Here is a 15,355-nt window from a genome sequence, read left to right on the forward strand (position 1 = left end):
AAGCAAATAAAAAAACGCCCGTCTGCTATAGACGAGCGTTCATCATACATTTAATCGTATTAAATGATTATTTGTTTTCTAATTCAGCTAAACCGTCGTTAAGCACTTTTTTCAAAGTTGCGGCGGAATCTTGCATCTTCTTGAGTTCGTCAGCTGAAAGTGGTGATTCGATGATTTGTTTCAAACCAGTTCCACCAATCACAGCCGGAGTCCCGATATAAATGTCGTTTAAGCCGTATTGGCCGTCCATGTAGGCACCTACTGGTAAAACGGCATTTTCATCACGTAAAATGGCTTTGGAAATCCGCATTAAAGCAGTCCCGATACCGTAGAACGTGGCACCCTTCAAGTTGATGATGTCGTAAGCTTTGTTACGAACACCGTCTTCTAACTTGGCTAAATCTTCGTCAGAAACGCCTTGTTCCTTAGCGACATCGCGAACTGGACGTGTCCCGATGGTTGCAGTTGAGTAAGCAGCAAATTCAGAATCACCGTGTTCACCCATGATGTAAGCATCAACGGAACGAGGATCAACATTGAATTGTTTGCCTAACGCAACGCGTAAACGTGAAGAGTCTAAGGAAGTCCCTGAACCAATGACACGATCCTTTGGGAAACCTGAGAATTTCCAAGTAGCGTAAGTTAAGATGTCAACAGGGTTAGCAGCAACTAAGAAGATGCCGTCAAAGCCGGAGTCAACAACTGGTTTGACAATGGATGATAGGATATTTAAATTCTTGTTAACTAAGTCTAAACGTGATTCACCAGGCTTTTGAGGCGCACCGGCTGTAATAACAACTAAGTCAGCGTCCTTACAATCTGAATATTCGCCTGAGTAAATCTTCTTGGGAGCGGTGAATGCTTGGGCGTCTTCAAGATCAAGGGCGTCACCCTTTGTCCGATCTTTAACAACATCGACAATTACAAATTCTTCAGCAATTCCTTGTTGTGCCATGGCAAAAGCGTAACTAGAACCAACAGCGCCGTCGCCGACTAACACAACTTTTTGATGATTTGGCATGCTTGACAAAATAAGTCATCCTCTCGTAGTGAAAATTTAGTTTTTACGGTTAAAGTATACCATGTTTGTGCAAAATAAGTGTTAGATTGAGCATGCTTTTAATACAATTATTAACAATGTCCGCAAAACCCTTTGGCGGGCGTCAATAAGCCCTTTGTGGTATACTTATCGCACTTAATAAACGCTAACTTTTGAACACTTGACTGGCGGGCGCGTCGGTCACGGTGTGAGTAGTGGTGCCAATACGACTTAGGTGGTATCGTTACTCAGAGTTGCCGAATCGGGTCGATTACCGGTTCGGCCTGTTTTGGTATGCAAAGTAATAGGAGAAGATAAAATTATGAAAATGATCGTTGGGTTAGGCAACATTGGGCGGCAATATGCCCAGACACGTCATAATGTTGGTTTTATGATTGTGGACGAATTAGCTAGCAAACTAAACGTTACGTTTCAAACGAGTAAATTTGAAGCACAGGTGGCAACGGCTTTTCAAGACGGTGAGAAGATTTTACTGGTGAAACCCGCCACTTATATGAATGATTCTGGACGAGCGGTGGGACCGTTGATGAGCTATTACAATGTTGATCCTGCTGATTTGCTCGTTATACATGATGATTTAGATTTGCCATTAGGAAAAGTACGCCTCAAACAAAAGGGATCGGCGGGTGGTCATAATGGCATCAAGAGCATTATTAGTCATGTTGGCGATCAGCACTTCAAGCGCGTTAAAGTTGGTATTGACCATCCTCAGAAGATGAGTGTGGTTGATTACGTGTTGGGAAAATTTACGCCAGCCGAGGTGACAAAGTTTGACGATGCTAAGATTACGGCGCTAGCGGCGGTCGAAGCTTGGTTAGCAAATGATGATTTTGCGGCAGTTATGAATCAATATAACTAGCCCGGGAGGAAACGACAGAATGGATATTGAAACGATTGTTGAGCAAACGCCCGACTTTCAAACAATTTTAGCAGGTATCAGCCCGCGTAGTCGGCAACTAATCACTGGATTGAACGGTTCGGCACGAACGGTTTATTTAAGCGCGCTATTTCACCAATTAACGCATTCATTACTGATCGTGACCGATAACGGTTTTCACGCGAGTCAGCTAGTGGATGATTTAACGAGTCTCTTAGATGAAGACCAAGTTTTTTTATTCCCAGCTGAAGAAATGATTGCGACGGAGGTTGCGACAAGTTCACCAGAGTCACGAGCGCAACGGGTCCAGGCTTTAAACGCCTTATTGCGTGACAGTCCGGCAGTGGTCGTGACCTCGGTTGCAGGTGCCCGGCGGTTCTTGCCGCCCGTCGCACAATTTCAAGCAGCCACGTTACCGGTAGCCGTTGGTCAAGATATTGATTTGGAAGACTTGCAGCGGCAACTACACGACATGGGTTACGTTAAGGAAAAGTTAGTCGCACGCCCAGGAGATTTTGCGGTACGGGGCTCAATCGTGGATATTTACCCGTTAGATGCGGACTACCCTTTACGACTGGACTTCTTTGATACTGAAGTTGATACACTGAAGTATTTTGACCCGGAAACGCAACGTTCGGTGGAAAACTTGGATGAGTATACAATTTTGCCAGCTACCGATTTTATCCTGACATCAGCTATGCTGCAGGCCGGGGCACAGCGTCTTAAAACGGCGATTGCGGCTGAAAGTAAGAAACTCAAGCCAGCCGAACGCCAGACTTTGGCCGATAATTTAGCACAACCTTTAGCTGACATGGAAAAAGGAATTATCGGAAACGATTTATTATTATATGGCGATTATTTATACGACCGGAAAACGAGTATTTTTGACTATGTGGCCGCTGACGGGCTCGTTATCTTCGAAGAATATTCGCGTTTGCTTGATAGTGAGCAGCAGTTATTAACGCAAGAAGCTGACTGGGTTACGGACCAATTGGCACATCACCGGGTGCTGGCAACTGCGAGTTACGGCAATGATATTCGGGATTTGCTCCGGGATGACCAACATGCACAACTCTTGATTTCGCTGTTTCAAAAGGGCATCGGCAACGTCAAACTAGCGCAAGTAACTAACGTGCGCACACGCCCGATGCAGGAATTTTTTGGGCAGCTCCCAGCGTTGAAGACCGAACTGGATCGGTGGCATAACCTTAAACAGACGGTGGTCTTGATGGTATCAGAGGCTGAGCGTCTGACAAAGGTCAGTGATACGCTTGATGATTTTGAAATCGAAGCGGTCATGACTAAGGCCACTAATTTACAACCGGGTGCGGTTCAAATCGTGCAAGGTAGCTTGCAAAATGGATTTGAGTTTCCGGATGGTAAATTAGTCATCGTAACCGAGCAAGAAATGTTCAAAAAGGTGGCTAAGAAGCGTCCACGTCGTCAGACCTTGGCTAATGCCGAACGGTTGAAGAGTTATACGGATCTCAAACCCGGCGATTACGTCGTGCACGTCAATCACGGGATCGGAAAGTACGTTGGTATGGAGACGCTGGAAGTTGATGGTGTCCATCAAGACTACATTACGATTGCGTATCAAAATAATGCGAAGATCTTTATTCCCGTGACCCAGTTAAACCTAGTTCAAAAGTACGTTTCGTCAGAATCAAAGACGCCACGCATCAATAAGTTGGGTGGTACCGAATGGACGAAAGCGAAGCGCAAAGTCGCGGCGAAAATTGAAGATATCGCGGATGAACTAGTCGACCTGTATGCCAAGCGAGAGGCGGAGAAAGGTTACGCCTTTCCACCGGACGATAGTTATCAAGATGATTTCGATAACGATTTTCCGTACCCAGAGACGCCGGATCAAATTCGTAGTATTAATGAAATCAAGCATGATATGGAACGACCGAAACCGATGGACCGCCTATTGGTCGGCGATGTTGGTTATGGGAAGACGGAAGTCGCGTTGCGGGCCGCGTTTAAGGCGATTGAGGCCGGCAAACAAGTGGCCTTTCTAGTGCCAACGACCATTTTAGCTCAGCAACATTATGAAACGATGCTGAATCGGTTTGAAGGCTACCCGATTAACGTTGGCATGCTGTCACGATTCAGAACAACTAAGGAAATGAAAGAGACGGTCCAACAGTTAAAGAGTGGTGAAATTGACATCGTGGTTGGTACGCACCGCTTACTGTCTAAGGACGTCGCGTTTGCTGATCTGGGCCTGCTCATTATTGATGAGGAACAACGGTTTGGGGTCAAGCATAAGGAACGACTGAAGGCCTTGAAGGCTAGTGTGGATGTCTTGACGTTAACGGCAACGCCGATTCCGCGAACATTACACATGTCGATGCTCGGTGTACGGGACTTATCAGTGATTGAGACGCCGCCAACGAACCGTTATCCGATCCAAACGTACGTCATGGAACAGAATTTTGGCGTCATTAAAGAGGGAATTGAACGAGAAATGCAACGTAATGGGCAGGTTTTTTATTTGCATAACCGGGTTCATGATATTGATAAAGTCGTTGCACAGATCAAAGACTTGGTTCCTGACGCGGCGGTGGCCCATATTGATGGTCAGATGCCTGAGTCACAACTCGAAGGGATTCTCTACGATTTCATTCGGGGTGAGTACGATGTGTTAGTGACAACGACGATCATTGAGACCGGGGTTGATATTCCAAACGTCAACACCTTATTTGTGGAAAATGCTGACCGGATGGGACTGTCACAGCTATACCAGTTGCGTGGTCGGATTGGTCGGAGTAGTCGGGTCGCCTATGCTTACTTTACTTATCAGCAAAATAAAGTTTTGACAGAAGTTGGTGAGAAACGGTTACAGGCCATCAAGGACTTTACGGAACTTGGATCTGGCTTTAAAATCGCGATGCGCGACTTGTCGATTCGGGGTGCTGGTAACTTGTTAGGTAAGCAACAGCACGGCTTTATTGACTCAGTTGGTTATGACCTCTATACCCAGATGTTGTCAGAAGCAGTGGCGAAGAAGCGTGGTCAGGCGGCTAAAGTTAAGACCGATGCCACGGTCGAACTTGGAATCGAAGCCTACTTGCCGACCAGCTATATTGAAGATGAACGGCAAAAGATCGAAATTTATAAACGGATTCGCCAGCTGGAGAATAATGATCAGTACATGGAAGTTCAGGATGATTTAATGGATCGATTTGGTGATTATCCGGTAGAAGTCGCTGGACTATTAGCAGTAGGTAAGCTGAAGTTACTGGCGGATGACGCGCTGATTGAGAAGATTCAGCGTGACGATAGTGAGCTACACCTAACGTTATCCAAACAAGGGACGGCTAAGCTAGATACTAAAGATATTTTTAAGGCCTTGGCAAAAACAAAATTAAAAGCGACAGTTGGAATTGATGATGATAAAATGAAGGTTAAATTAGTCATTCAGCCAAAGATGCAACAGGATGAGTGGCTGGCGCAATTAACACAGTTTGTCGAACAACTGAGTTTGATCTTAGCCGAAGACGATGTCGCTAGTGCGTCTTAGCTCGGTAGTTGTTGTTATGAAGCATGGTTGCACGGGGTGGGTTAAGCGCTATCGAGTGGAACCAATGGCAAATAGCAGGAATTATCGTCTGATGGGGCGTTGTCCTGGCTAGTCAGGGCACGGCTCAAATGAATTAGTATGAGACACCGAGTTGCTCGGTAGAAGGGATTTGTTATGCCAAAGGATCACTTGAACACCGTGTTCAAAGGTGCGTTGATTTTATCGATATCATCATTAGTCGCTAAGATTTTAAGCGCGGTATACCGGATTCCCTTACAGAACATGGTTGGTAATACGGGATTTTACGTTTATCAGCAGATTTATCCGCTGTACGGCATTGGCATGACCTTTGCATTAAATGGATTTCCAAATTTTATTTCTAAGTTAGTGGCAGAACAGCCAGACGAAACGAGTAAGTCGCTGATTGCACGGCGGGCGTTTCATATCTTATCCGGATTATCGTTGGTCGTCTTTTTCGGCTTGCAGCTTGGTGCAACGTGGATTGCGGCCCACATGGGTGACGTTAATCTAGCACCAATCATTAGTGCCGTGGCTTGGATGTTTGTCTTTATGCCATGGTTAGCAACCGGCCGTGGTTACTATCAAGGAAAATTTTTGATGGGACCGACCGCAGTGTCCCAACTGATCGAACAGGTCGTACGGGTCGCAATTATCATCATGGCTGCATATTTCAGTGTCCGTCTCGGTTGGGATAATTATTGGATGGGAACGTGGGCAATGAGTTCAGCGCCACTAGCTGCAATCTGTTCATCACTGATTTTTACTGCTTTTGGTCTACGCTATTTATTGGCGCCCGCACCCGCACCGACCCACCCGTTACCTAGTTATCGCAAATTAACCAAAAGATTTGTAATTGAAGGTGGGACGCTGTGTCTTGTCGCCGCTGTCGTTATCTTACTGCAATTAGTGGATTCATTTACGGTTATGCGGGGCTTGGTGCATCAAGGTCAGTTACCAGAAGTAGCCAAGGCACTAAAAGGGGTCTACGATCGTGGTCAACCTTTGGTTCAGTTAGGGTTGGTGGTGGCGACGGCCTTTTCAGCAACGTTATTGCCTGCTTTGACGGATGCGTTAGCCAAGCGTCAACCGATTGAATTCAAGCGCCAGACACAGGCGATGGTTCACGTTAGTTTAGCATTATCAATGGCAGCGACGGTCGGTCTAGTTGCGTTGATGCCACAAATCAATCGCTTGTTATTTGGTTCATTAGAAGGAACAACGGCATTGCGAATCTATATTATTAGTATTTTATTTGCAGCGTTGATTACGACGTATACAAGTGTGTTACAGAGTTTGAACGAATATACGGCCATGATCATTGGCATCATTGCTGGATTAGCGACAAAAGTGCTGGCTAATTACATCTTCGTGGTCCACTATGGCATCAACGGTGCCAGTGCGGTGACCGTATTGAGCTTGGCCGTGATGTTTGCGGTCATGTGGTTAGGTTCGCCGGAAGACTTGCAGCAGGTGCTATTAGAGAGTGGTTATTTGATAAAATTGCTCGCATTAAGTGCCGTAATGGGTATCGTGGTGATCCTTAGTTGTCATCAAATCACCGCCTTAGTAGGTCCGATACTAGCGAATACGCGTGGAATGGCTGGAATTATAACGGTGATTGGGGTGCTAATCGGTGTGCTGGTGTTTGTTGCCGGGGCCGTCTATGCCCGATTATTCACGATTCGCGAGTGGTTAGTGTTGCCATATGGAAAGCGGCTAATTAAGGCCGTTGCAAAAGGAAAGGAACATCATTCATGAGTATGCGTTTAGATAAGTTTTTAAAGGTTTCACGAATCATCAAGCGGCGCTCTGTTGCTAAAGAAATCGCCGATAAGGGGCGGATTCAAATTAACGGTAAGGTAGCGAAATCTTCCAGTAATGTTAGCGTTGATGATGAACTAATTATTAGTTTTGGAAATAAGACATTAACAGTCAAAGTGACGCAGTTATTGGAAACAACTAAGAAAAATGATGCCGAGCTGACGTATGATATCATCAGCGAAGACTACAAAACGGATTATCGCCAACCATTTAGTGATTAGGTCGGTGTATCCGTTCATCGAAATGGTCGTAAACGTTGACTTAATCAGCATGATGTCGTTTACACCGGCCGATGAAGTTGTTATAATTTAGGCAACCCAATTTGAAAGGACTGGACCAACATGACGAACGGGTCACGTAACAAAATCAAGCAGTTAGATAATGATTATATTCGTCAAGTTGCCACCGACGAGCATGGGCAAGCCCAGCGTGTTGCACAAGTACGGCGGCGACGGTTTATTTTGATTGTTGCGGTGTTCGGAGCATTGATACTATTCTTTGGTTTTCAGTTGATTAATACGCGGTCCAATCTGCACCAGGTAAACCGTCAAGTTGCGACCAGTCAAGTTAAATTAAAAAAGGTGCAGCAAAAAAATAATCAACTTGAGAGTCAGATCAAACAGTTGAATAATAAGGATTACTTACAAAAGTTATTACGTTCAAAGTATGATTATACGAAGAGTGGCGAAACGGTCTACAGCTTACCAAATGATAATGCTGCGGATGTAACTGCCAACTAATCGGGGTTGTGGTCTGCTTTATATGAGTAGACCACTTTTTATTAATTGCTTAAATGTATAACTCAACGTTTCACAAAGTATGCTATACTAAAACCATTATTTCATAGGAGGAACAACTTTTTTTATGGCAATTGAAGTAGGTACAAAAGTCACTGGTAAGGTATCTGGGATTACTAATTTTGGTGCATTTGTAAACTTGGGTAATAATCAAACGGGGCTAGTACACATCAGTGAGGTTTCCGATGGCTTTGTAAAGGACATTCATGATGTCTTGAGCGTGGGCGACGATGTTACAGTCAAAGTGTTATCCGTTGGTGATGACGGTAAGATTGGCTTGTCAATCCGTAAAGCGGTTGACAAACCTCAGGGTGAACATGAACATCATGGCAACCATCAGGGTGGCAACCGGCCAAACAATCATCAAGGTAACAACCATGGTCATGGTGAACGTCAAAGCAATGGCAATCATCACGATCGGTCAAATAATTTCCATAGTCGTGGGGGAAATGGCGGCGGTCGTTACCAATCACGACAACATGAACCTAAGAAGCAGGACTTTGATTCATTGATGTCTGGTTTCTTAAAAGATAGCGAGGATCGGCTAGCAACCTTAAAGCGTAATACTGAAGGTAAGCGTGGTGGCCGTGGCGGTCGTCGTAGCTAAACTTAGTGACTTGCCATTAATCTAGTTAAATTTTGAAGCACGGTGCGGCTATTTAGAGTCACGACCGTGCTTTTTTTATTGAAAATTGCCGATTGTTCAAGGTCAGTCAGCGAGACACGTTGGAAACGGTGTGAGTTACTGTAAACTTGCTTGGCTAGTTCATCTTATGCTATCCAGTCGGAATAATGTTCAAATAGGTGACAAACGACCAGCCAACTAATCGGCAAGTTTTAACAATAAATAAATCCAATGTATTTATAATGAAGTTAGATGGGAGGTTAAGATGACACCAATTCAAAAGTTCAATCGGCAATTAGCTGCAGCCAAACTGTTATCACCACAGCAAACAGTGGTGGTAGCGGTGTCGACTGGGGTCGATTCAATGGTATTGTTGCATTTGTTGCAACGATTGCCAGCAGCGGAACGGCCACGGGTAGTGGTGGCTCATGTTAATCATCATTTACGCGAACAAAGTCAAATGGAAGCGGACTACTTGCGACAATATTGCCAGCAGCAAAACTTGCAGCTAGTCATGGCCGATTGGCTACCCGCGGCACATCCCAAGAGTGGTATCGAAGCAGCTGGGCGTCAGTTTCGGTACCATGTTTTTGCTAAGGTGATGCGGGAAAATCGTGCAACGGCAGTTTTGACTGCGCACCACGCCAATGATCAAGTCGAAACGTATCTGATGAAGCTTGCGCGTGGTGGCGACATCTCACAATTGACAGGAATCGCAACTAGTCGGCCCTTTGCAACGGGCCGATTAATTCGGCCGTTGTTGACGTGGTCGAAAGATCAGCTACGAAACTATGCTGCCGAGCAGCATGTCGTTTATTTTGAAGACGTTACTAATCAAGATGTGGCCTTGACCCGTAATCGGATTCGGCACCGTGTCGTGCCAGAACTTATGACGGTTAATCCCCAGTTATTAAAGCATGTGGCCGATTACCAGCAACAGTTGACAACGCTGTTGACGGCTAAAAAGCAAATGGTCACGGTACTACTGTCGCAGGTCGTAACGGCCACAGGGGCGTTGGTTGTTGATCAGTGGGGCGCACTCCCGAGCCAGTGGCAGTTAGCCGTTTTTGCGACGTGGCTCGAGCAGCAGACGCAACAACTATTCACCGAGTCGAAGTTACAACCGCTGGTCTCGTGGGGACAACGGACGCGGCCTGCCACGAGTAGATTAACGGTAAACGCGGCCTGGGAGTTGTACCGTAACGCTGGTATCATTGAAGCTTTGCCAATAAAAAAAAGGGGTAAAAAGTTAATGCCCCGTGAAAAAATTATGGTAGACTTAAACCAATGGCAGAAAATTACTGCAACCCAAACGGTGGGAATCTTTACGCGGGTGCCAAATGTTGTCAGTCAGCCATTTTGGTTAACAGAAGCCGATTGGCCGCTAGTGTGGCGGCCGTGGCAAGCTGGTGATCGAATCGTTCTCAAGGGCGGTGGTCATCAGCTGGTACGTCGACTGCTGATTGATCGAAAAGTTCCGGCTGAACGGCGTGAACAGGTGCAAGTGTTAGTGAATGCTCAAGGGAACGTTCTGTGGGTGGTCGGTCATAAGTTTAGCTATCGTACGACTGGTACCCAGACAGTATTTTTAGCCTTAAAACACGAGAGTTGAAAGGAGTACATCTGAAACGATGAACAACGACATTGAACGAGTACTTTATAGTCGCGAGGATATCCATCAGGTTGCACAAAAATTAGGAAAAGAACTCACAACTGCATATGCTGGTAAGAACCCATTAATTATTTGCGTACTCAAGGGTGCCGTTTTATTTACCACGGACATTATTCGTGAAATGGATATTTACGCGGATCTTGATTTTATTAATTTATCAAGTTACGGTAATGAAACGATCTCTAGTGGTGAGGTTCAACTAACGAAGGACTTAGATGCTGATGTGACGGGTCGTGATGTGTTAGTCATTGAAGACATCATTGATACCGGGCGGACGTTGAAGTTCTTGATCGATTTGTTGAAGCGGCGCGATGTGAACTCAGTTAAGGTCTGCACGTTATTGGATAAACCAGCTGGTCGACTCGTTGATATTAAGGCAGATTATATTGGTTTTGAAGTACCGAATGAGTTTGTGGTCGGTTACGGTCTTGACTATGCAGAACGCTATCGGAACTTGCCGTACGTTGGGATTTTAAAACCTGCGATTTACGAGCATAAATAATTGGTCAATGATAGTCAAATGTGCTATTATTTAGACTATCGAAGTACTGTATATAAAAGTTTCGATGAAGGAGGCACATATGAACAATCGACGCAATGGACTCTTTCGTAATAGCTTATTTTACATTTTGATGTTTCTGAGCTTGATGGGAATTATCTACTTTTTCTTTGGCGGTAATTCCGGCTCACAAACGCAAAATATTCGTTATAGCGAATTTGTCAAACAATTAGATAAGAATAACGTTAAAAACGTTAGTATCCAGCCTAGTGGCGGCGTCTACAAGGTAACTGGTTCATACCGGAAAGCACGGACGACTTCTTCTGCAAACGCCCTTGGTATCAAGAGCGCATCTACAAAGACGACGTCATTTTCAACAACGATGTTGGAAAACAACTCCACGGTTGACCAAGTTTCTAAGTTGGCGGCTAAGCATGACGTCAAGGTTACGGCTAAGGCCGAAGAATCTAGCGGCATCTGGGTCACGTTATTAATGTACATCGCGCCAGTCATCCTGATGTTATTCCTCTTCTATATGATGATGGGACAAGCAGGACAAGGCGGCGGGAACAACCGGGTTATGAACTTTGGTAAGACCAAAGCAAAACCAGCTGATAGTAAGCAAAATAAGGTTCGTTTCTCAGATGTTGCCGGTGAAGAAGAAGAAAAGCAAGAATTGGTCGAAGTTGTCGAATTCTTGAAAGATCCGCGGAAGTTCGTGTCCTTAGGTGCACGGATCCCATCTGGGGTACTCCTCGAGGGGCCTCCTGGTACTGGTAAAACGTTGCTTGCTAAAGCGGTTGCCGGTGAAGCTGGTGTCCCATTCTTCTCAATCTCTGGTTCTGACTTCGTCGAAATGTTCGTCGGGGTTGGTGCTAGCCGGGTTCGGGACTTATTCGAACAAGCTAAGAAGAACGCCCCATCTATCATCTTTATTGATGAAATTGATGCGGTTGGTCGGCAACGTGGCAATGGTATGGGCGGCGGTCATGATGAACGTGAACAAACCCTGAACCAATTGTTAGTTGAAATGGATGGTTTTACAGGTAATGAAGGTGTCATCGTCATGGCGGCGACAAACCGTTCTGATGTACTTGATCCTGCCTTACTTCGTCCAGGTCGTTTCGACCGGAAGATCTTAGTTGGTCGTCCAGACGTCAAGGGTCGGGAAGCCATCTTAAAAGTCCATGCTAAGAATAAGCCATTAGCAGCTGACGTTGATTTGAAGGAAATTGCCAAGCAAACACCTGGATTCGTGGGTGCCGATTTGGAAAACCTATTGAACGAAGCGGCCTTGTTAGCTGCCCGTCGTAATAAGAAGCAAGTTGACGCTGCGGATCTCGATGAAGCAGAAGATCGGGTCATTGCCGGACCTGCTAAGCATGATCGCGTTGTGAATAAGCATGAACGGGAAACCGTGGCTTATCACGAAGCTGGTCATACGATTGTTGGATTGGTCTTGAATGATGCACGGGTCGTTCATAAAGTAACGATCGTGCCACGGGGTCGTGCTGGCGGTTATGCCATCATGTTACCACGTGAAGATCAGATGTTGATGTCGAAACGTGATGCGAAGGAACAAATGGCTGGTTTAATGGGTGGTCGTGCTGCTGAAGAAATTATCTTTGGGGCGCAATCATCAGGTGCTTCTAATGACTTTGAACAGGCAACGCAAATTGCCCGGGCAATGGTTACTCAATATGGGATGAGTGAAAAGCTTGGTCCTGTTGAGTTAGAAAATGCCAACCAACAAGCAGCTTACCAACAGGGTATGGGTGCGAGTGCCTTTTCACAACATACGGCACAATTGATCGATGATGAAGTCCGGCGTTTGAGCCAAGAAGCGCATCAAACTGCTACGGATATTATCGAATCACACCGTGAACAGCATAAGTTAATTGCGGAAGCCTTATTGAAGTACGAAACATTGGATGAAAAGCAAATTCTCAGTCTGTTTAAGACTGGTAAGATGCCTGAAAAGGATAGTAATGAATTCCCAAGTGAGAAAGCAGCTACCTTCGAAGAATCCAAACGTGAATTGGAACGTCGCGAAGCTGAAAAGCACGCGCAAAACCAAAGTGCGGATGATAAGCAAGCAGACTCAGCTGACACTACGACTAATGTGAGTGTTGCTGAACCAAGTTTCCCAAGTGAATCGGATGCTAGTTCAGAAGTTAGTGCTGACAGTAGTGTCAATTCAACAGCTAATTCAGCCACTGAATCAGCTACCGACAGTGATGTCGCAACTTCAGCCACTGGTTTACCAAATGCTGAAAGTGCCACACCATCATCGCAGGATGATACTAATTCGCAAGCATAGTATTGAATAAAGTAAAATGAAGGAGCTGGGACTTTGTCTCGGCTCCTTTTATGCGTTATGATATTTCAGGAAAATAAATCAATTGCGTTAATTCGGTTATGAGCGTCGGGTCGCAATTAAAGACGGATTGAGATAGGAGTATGATTAAATGGCAGATTATTTAGTAAAAAGCGTCGCGGGTAATGAGATGTTTCGAGCGTACGCAGTTAGCGCAACGGGCGTGGTTGCTGAAGCCCAACGCCGACATGATACCTGGAGTGCAGCATCAGCAGCGTTAGGCCGCAGCTTGGTTGGTACGTTATTATTAGCATCATCGGTTTTAAAGGGTGAAGAACAAATGACCGTTAAAATCAACGGGAACGGTCCTGTTGGTGGTATCGTTGTTGATGGCAATGCTAAAGGTACGGTCAAGGGGTATTTACAGCACCCCCATGTGCACTTGCCTTTGAATGATAAGCATAAGATCGATGTGAAGGCGGCTGTTGGAACTGATGGCTTTTTATCTGTGACTAAGGATCAGGGGGTTGGGGATCCATTCACCGGAACGGTTGCGTTAGTTTCTGGTGAATTAGGCGAAGACTTTACGTATTACTTAGCACAATCCGAACAGATTCCATCAGCTGTTGGCTTGTCGGTGTTTGTAAATGACGACAATTCGATTGGAGTTGCCGGTGGCTTTTTGGTGCAAGTATTGCCAAATGCGACGGATGAAGCCATCAGCTCGCTAGAAAACAAGCTCAAAGACATGCCATTAGTCTCCCAATTGATGCGTGATGGTAAGTCACCAGAAGATATTTTGGATTTGTTATTTGATGGTGACGTTAAGGTATTAGATAAAATGCCAGTTAAGTTTGAATGCGATTGTTCTAAAGAACGATTTGCCGAAGCACTAATGGCTTTGCCTAAGCATGAGGTTCAAGCAATGATTGATGAAGATCATGGTGCCACGGCAGTTTGTCATTTTTGTGGGGACCAGTATCAGTTCAGTGAACGCGAACTAGAAGCAGTGCTCTCACGGTCCAAGGGTGACGCTTAATGAATCAAGAGTGGCAGATCGGTGATGTGACGATTCCCAATCGTGTCGTAGTGGCACCGATGGCCGGCGTGACTAACGCGGCCTTTCGAGTAATCTGCAAGGATTTTGGTGCGGGGCTAGTCGTTTGTGAGATGATTTCCGATCGCGGGATCATGTATCATAATCGTAAGACCCTGGAAATGATGTTTGTTGATCCAAAAGAACATCCAATGAGTATTCAAATCTTTGGTGGTTCGAAAGCAACACTGGTTCAAGCCGCCCAGTTTGTCGATCAGCAGACCAATGCTGATATTATTGATATTAATATGGGCTGTCCGGTGAATAAAGTGGTTAAGACTGATGCGGGCGCTAAGTGGCTTTTAAGTCCAGATAAAGTCTACGAGATGGTCGCGGCTGTGACTGCTGCGGTTAATAAACCAGTGACGGTCAAGATGCGAACTGGTTGGGACGCAGAGCACGTATATGCCGTCGAGAATGCGCGGGCTGCCGAACGAGCTGGTGCAGCTGCCGTTGCAATGCATGGACGGACTCGTAAGCAGATGTACCAAGGCCATGCTGATTGGGACGTGTTAAAACGGGTGGCGGATGCCCTCACGATTCCATTGATGGGTAATGGTGACGTTCAGACACCTCAAGATGCTACGCGGATGCTTGATGAAGTCGGGGCCGATGCCGTCATGATTGGCCGGGCGGTAGAAGGTAATCCGTGGATGCTTACCCAGACAGTACACTATTTAGCAACCGGGGAGTTACTAACGCCACCCACACCGATGGCTAAGATGCAAACGGCAATGGAACATTTGCAGCGGTTAGTGGTTTTAAAAGGTGAGCGGGGCGGCTGTCATGAATTCCGTGAACAAGCGCCGTACTATCTAAAAGGCATCCCAAGGTCGGCACGGACCAAAGTGGCTTTAATGGAGGCAAGCTCGTTAGCAGAAATGATGCGCATTTTAACGCAGTTTCAGGAGCAGACGGCAACTTATTTGGCTAGTCACGCGGTAAAGTGAATAATTAACTTGCATTTTGGCGGCGTGATTGTCAAAATTAACATGTAGTGATTGTTTAGGTACGGAATAAATCTGTACGCTAACTAGAAAT

General features: G+C 45.6%; 12 protein-coding genes. 11 read left to right on the forward strand and 1 reads right to left on the reverse strand.

The annotated features are described in order from the left end of the window. Nucleotides 1–67: 67 nt before the first annotated feature. A complete protein-coding gene (locus V7R88_RS02110) occupies nucleotides 68–1,030 on the reverse strand; it encodes an L-lactate dehydrogenase (RefSeq protein ID WP_003642078.1) in 963 nt (320 codons plus the stop codon). A gap of 331 nt (nucleotides 1,031–1,361) precedes the next feature. Between V7R88_RS02110 and pth the strand changes: the two genes are divergently transcribed. The 11 genes from pth (at nucleotide 1,362) to dusB (ending at nucleotide 15,264) form a co-directional block, all read left to right on the forward strand. After that, nucleotides 1,362–1,919 carry an aminoacyl-tRNA hydrolase gene (gene pth / locus V7R88_RS02115; RefSeq protein WP_338816370.1) on the forward strand — a complete coding sequence of 186 codons (558 nt, stop codon included), beginning with the start codon at nucleotides 1,362–1,364 and terminating at the stop codon, nucleotides 1,917–1,919. A 19-nt stretch (nucleotides 1,920–1,938) separates the two neighbouring features. After that, nucleotides 1,939–5,466, forward strand: a complete 3,528-nt coding sequence (mfd, locus tag V7R88_RS02120) for a transcription-repair coupling factor (RefSeq protein WP_338816371.1) — start codon at nucleotides 1,939–1,941, stop codon at nucleotides 5,464–5,466. A 174-nt stretch (nucleotides 5,467–5,640) separates the two neighbouring features. Further along, nucleotides 5,641–7,245 (forward strand): putative polysaccharide biosynthesis protein, encoded by a 1,605-nt coding sequence (locus V7R88_RS02125; protein WP_214417565.1) that lies wholly within the window; start codon nucleotides 5,641–5,643, stop codon nucleotides 7,243–7,245. Between the two features lie 2 nt (nucleotides 7,246–7,247). Further along, nucleotides 7,248–7,529 carry an RNA-binding S4 domain-containing protein gene (locus V7R88_RS02130; RefSeq protein ID WP_338816592.1) on the forward strand — a complete coding sequence of 94 codons (282 nt, stop codon included), beginning with the start codon at nucleotides 7,248–7,250 and terminating at the stop codon, nucleotides 7,527–7,529. Between the two features lie 120 nt (nucleotides 7,530–7,649). Beyond that, a complete protein-coding gene (locus tag V7R88_RS02135) occupies nucleotides 7,650–8,048 on the forward strand; it encodes an FtsB family cell division protein (protein ID WP_003642083.1) in 399 nt (132 codons plus the stop codon). A 124-nt stretch (nucleotides 8,049–8,172) separates the two neighbouring features. Then, the gene (locus V7R88_RS02140; protein ID WP_003642084.1) at nucleotides 8,173–8,712 is read left to right on the forward strand and encodes a S1 domain-containing RNA-binding protein; all 540 of its coding nucleotides are present in this window, start codon (nucleotides 8,173–8,175) and stop codon (nucleotides 8,710–8,712) included. A gap of 283 nt (nucleotides 8,713–8,995) precedes the next feature. Further along, nucleotides 8,996–10,342: a tRNA lysidine(34) synthetase TilS gene (gene tilS / locus V7R88_RS02145; protein WP_053339255.1), complete on the forward strand. Its 1,347-nt coding sequence runs from the start codon at nucleotides 8,996–8,998 to the stop codon at nucleotides 10,340–10,342. 19 nt (nucleotides 10,343–10,361) lie between these two features. Further along, nucleotides 10,362–10,904: a hypoxanthine phosphoribosyltransferase gene (hpt, locus tag V7R88_RS02150; RefSeq protein WP_003642086.1), complete on the forward strand. Its 543-nt coding sequence runs from the start codon at nucleotides 10,362–10,364 to the stop codon at nucleotides 10,902–10,904. A 79-nt stretch (nucleotides 10,905–10,983) separates the two neighbouring features. Continuing rightward, nucleotides 10,984–13,221 (forward strand): ATP-dependent zinc metalloprotease FtsH, encoded by a 2,238-nt coding sequence (gene ftsH / locus V7R88_RS02155; protein WP_003643854.1) that lies wholly within the window; start codon nucleotides 10,984–10,986, stop codon nucleotides 13,219–13,221. Between the two features lie 148 nt (nucleotides 13,222–13,369). Then, nucleotides 13,370–14,257 carry an Hsp33 family molecular chaperone HslO gene (gene hslO / locus V7R88_RS02160; protein WP_003642088.1) on the forward strand — a complete coding sequence of 296 codons (888 nt, stop codon included), beginning with the start codon at nucleotides 13,370–13,372 and terminating at the stop codon, nucleotides 14,255–14,257. Next, on the forward strand, nucleotides 14,257–15,264 hold the full coding sequence (dusB, locus tag V7R88_RS02165; RefSeq protein ID WP_063724005.1) for a tRNA dihydrouridine synthase DusB: 1,008 nt from the start codon (nucleotides 14,257–14,259) through the stop codon (nucleotides 15,262–15,264). Before hslO ends, dusB begins: the two co-directional genes overlap by 1 nt. Nucleotides 15,265–15,355: the final 91 nt, after the last annotated feature.

This window comes from Lactiplantibacillus argentoratensis, assembly GCF_037290055.1.
Taxonomy (GTDB): domain Bacteria; phylum Bacillota; class Bacilli; order Lactobacillales; family Lactobacillaceae; genus Lactiplantibacillus; species Lactiplantibacillus plantarum.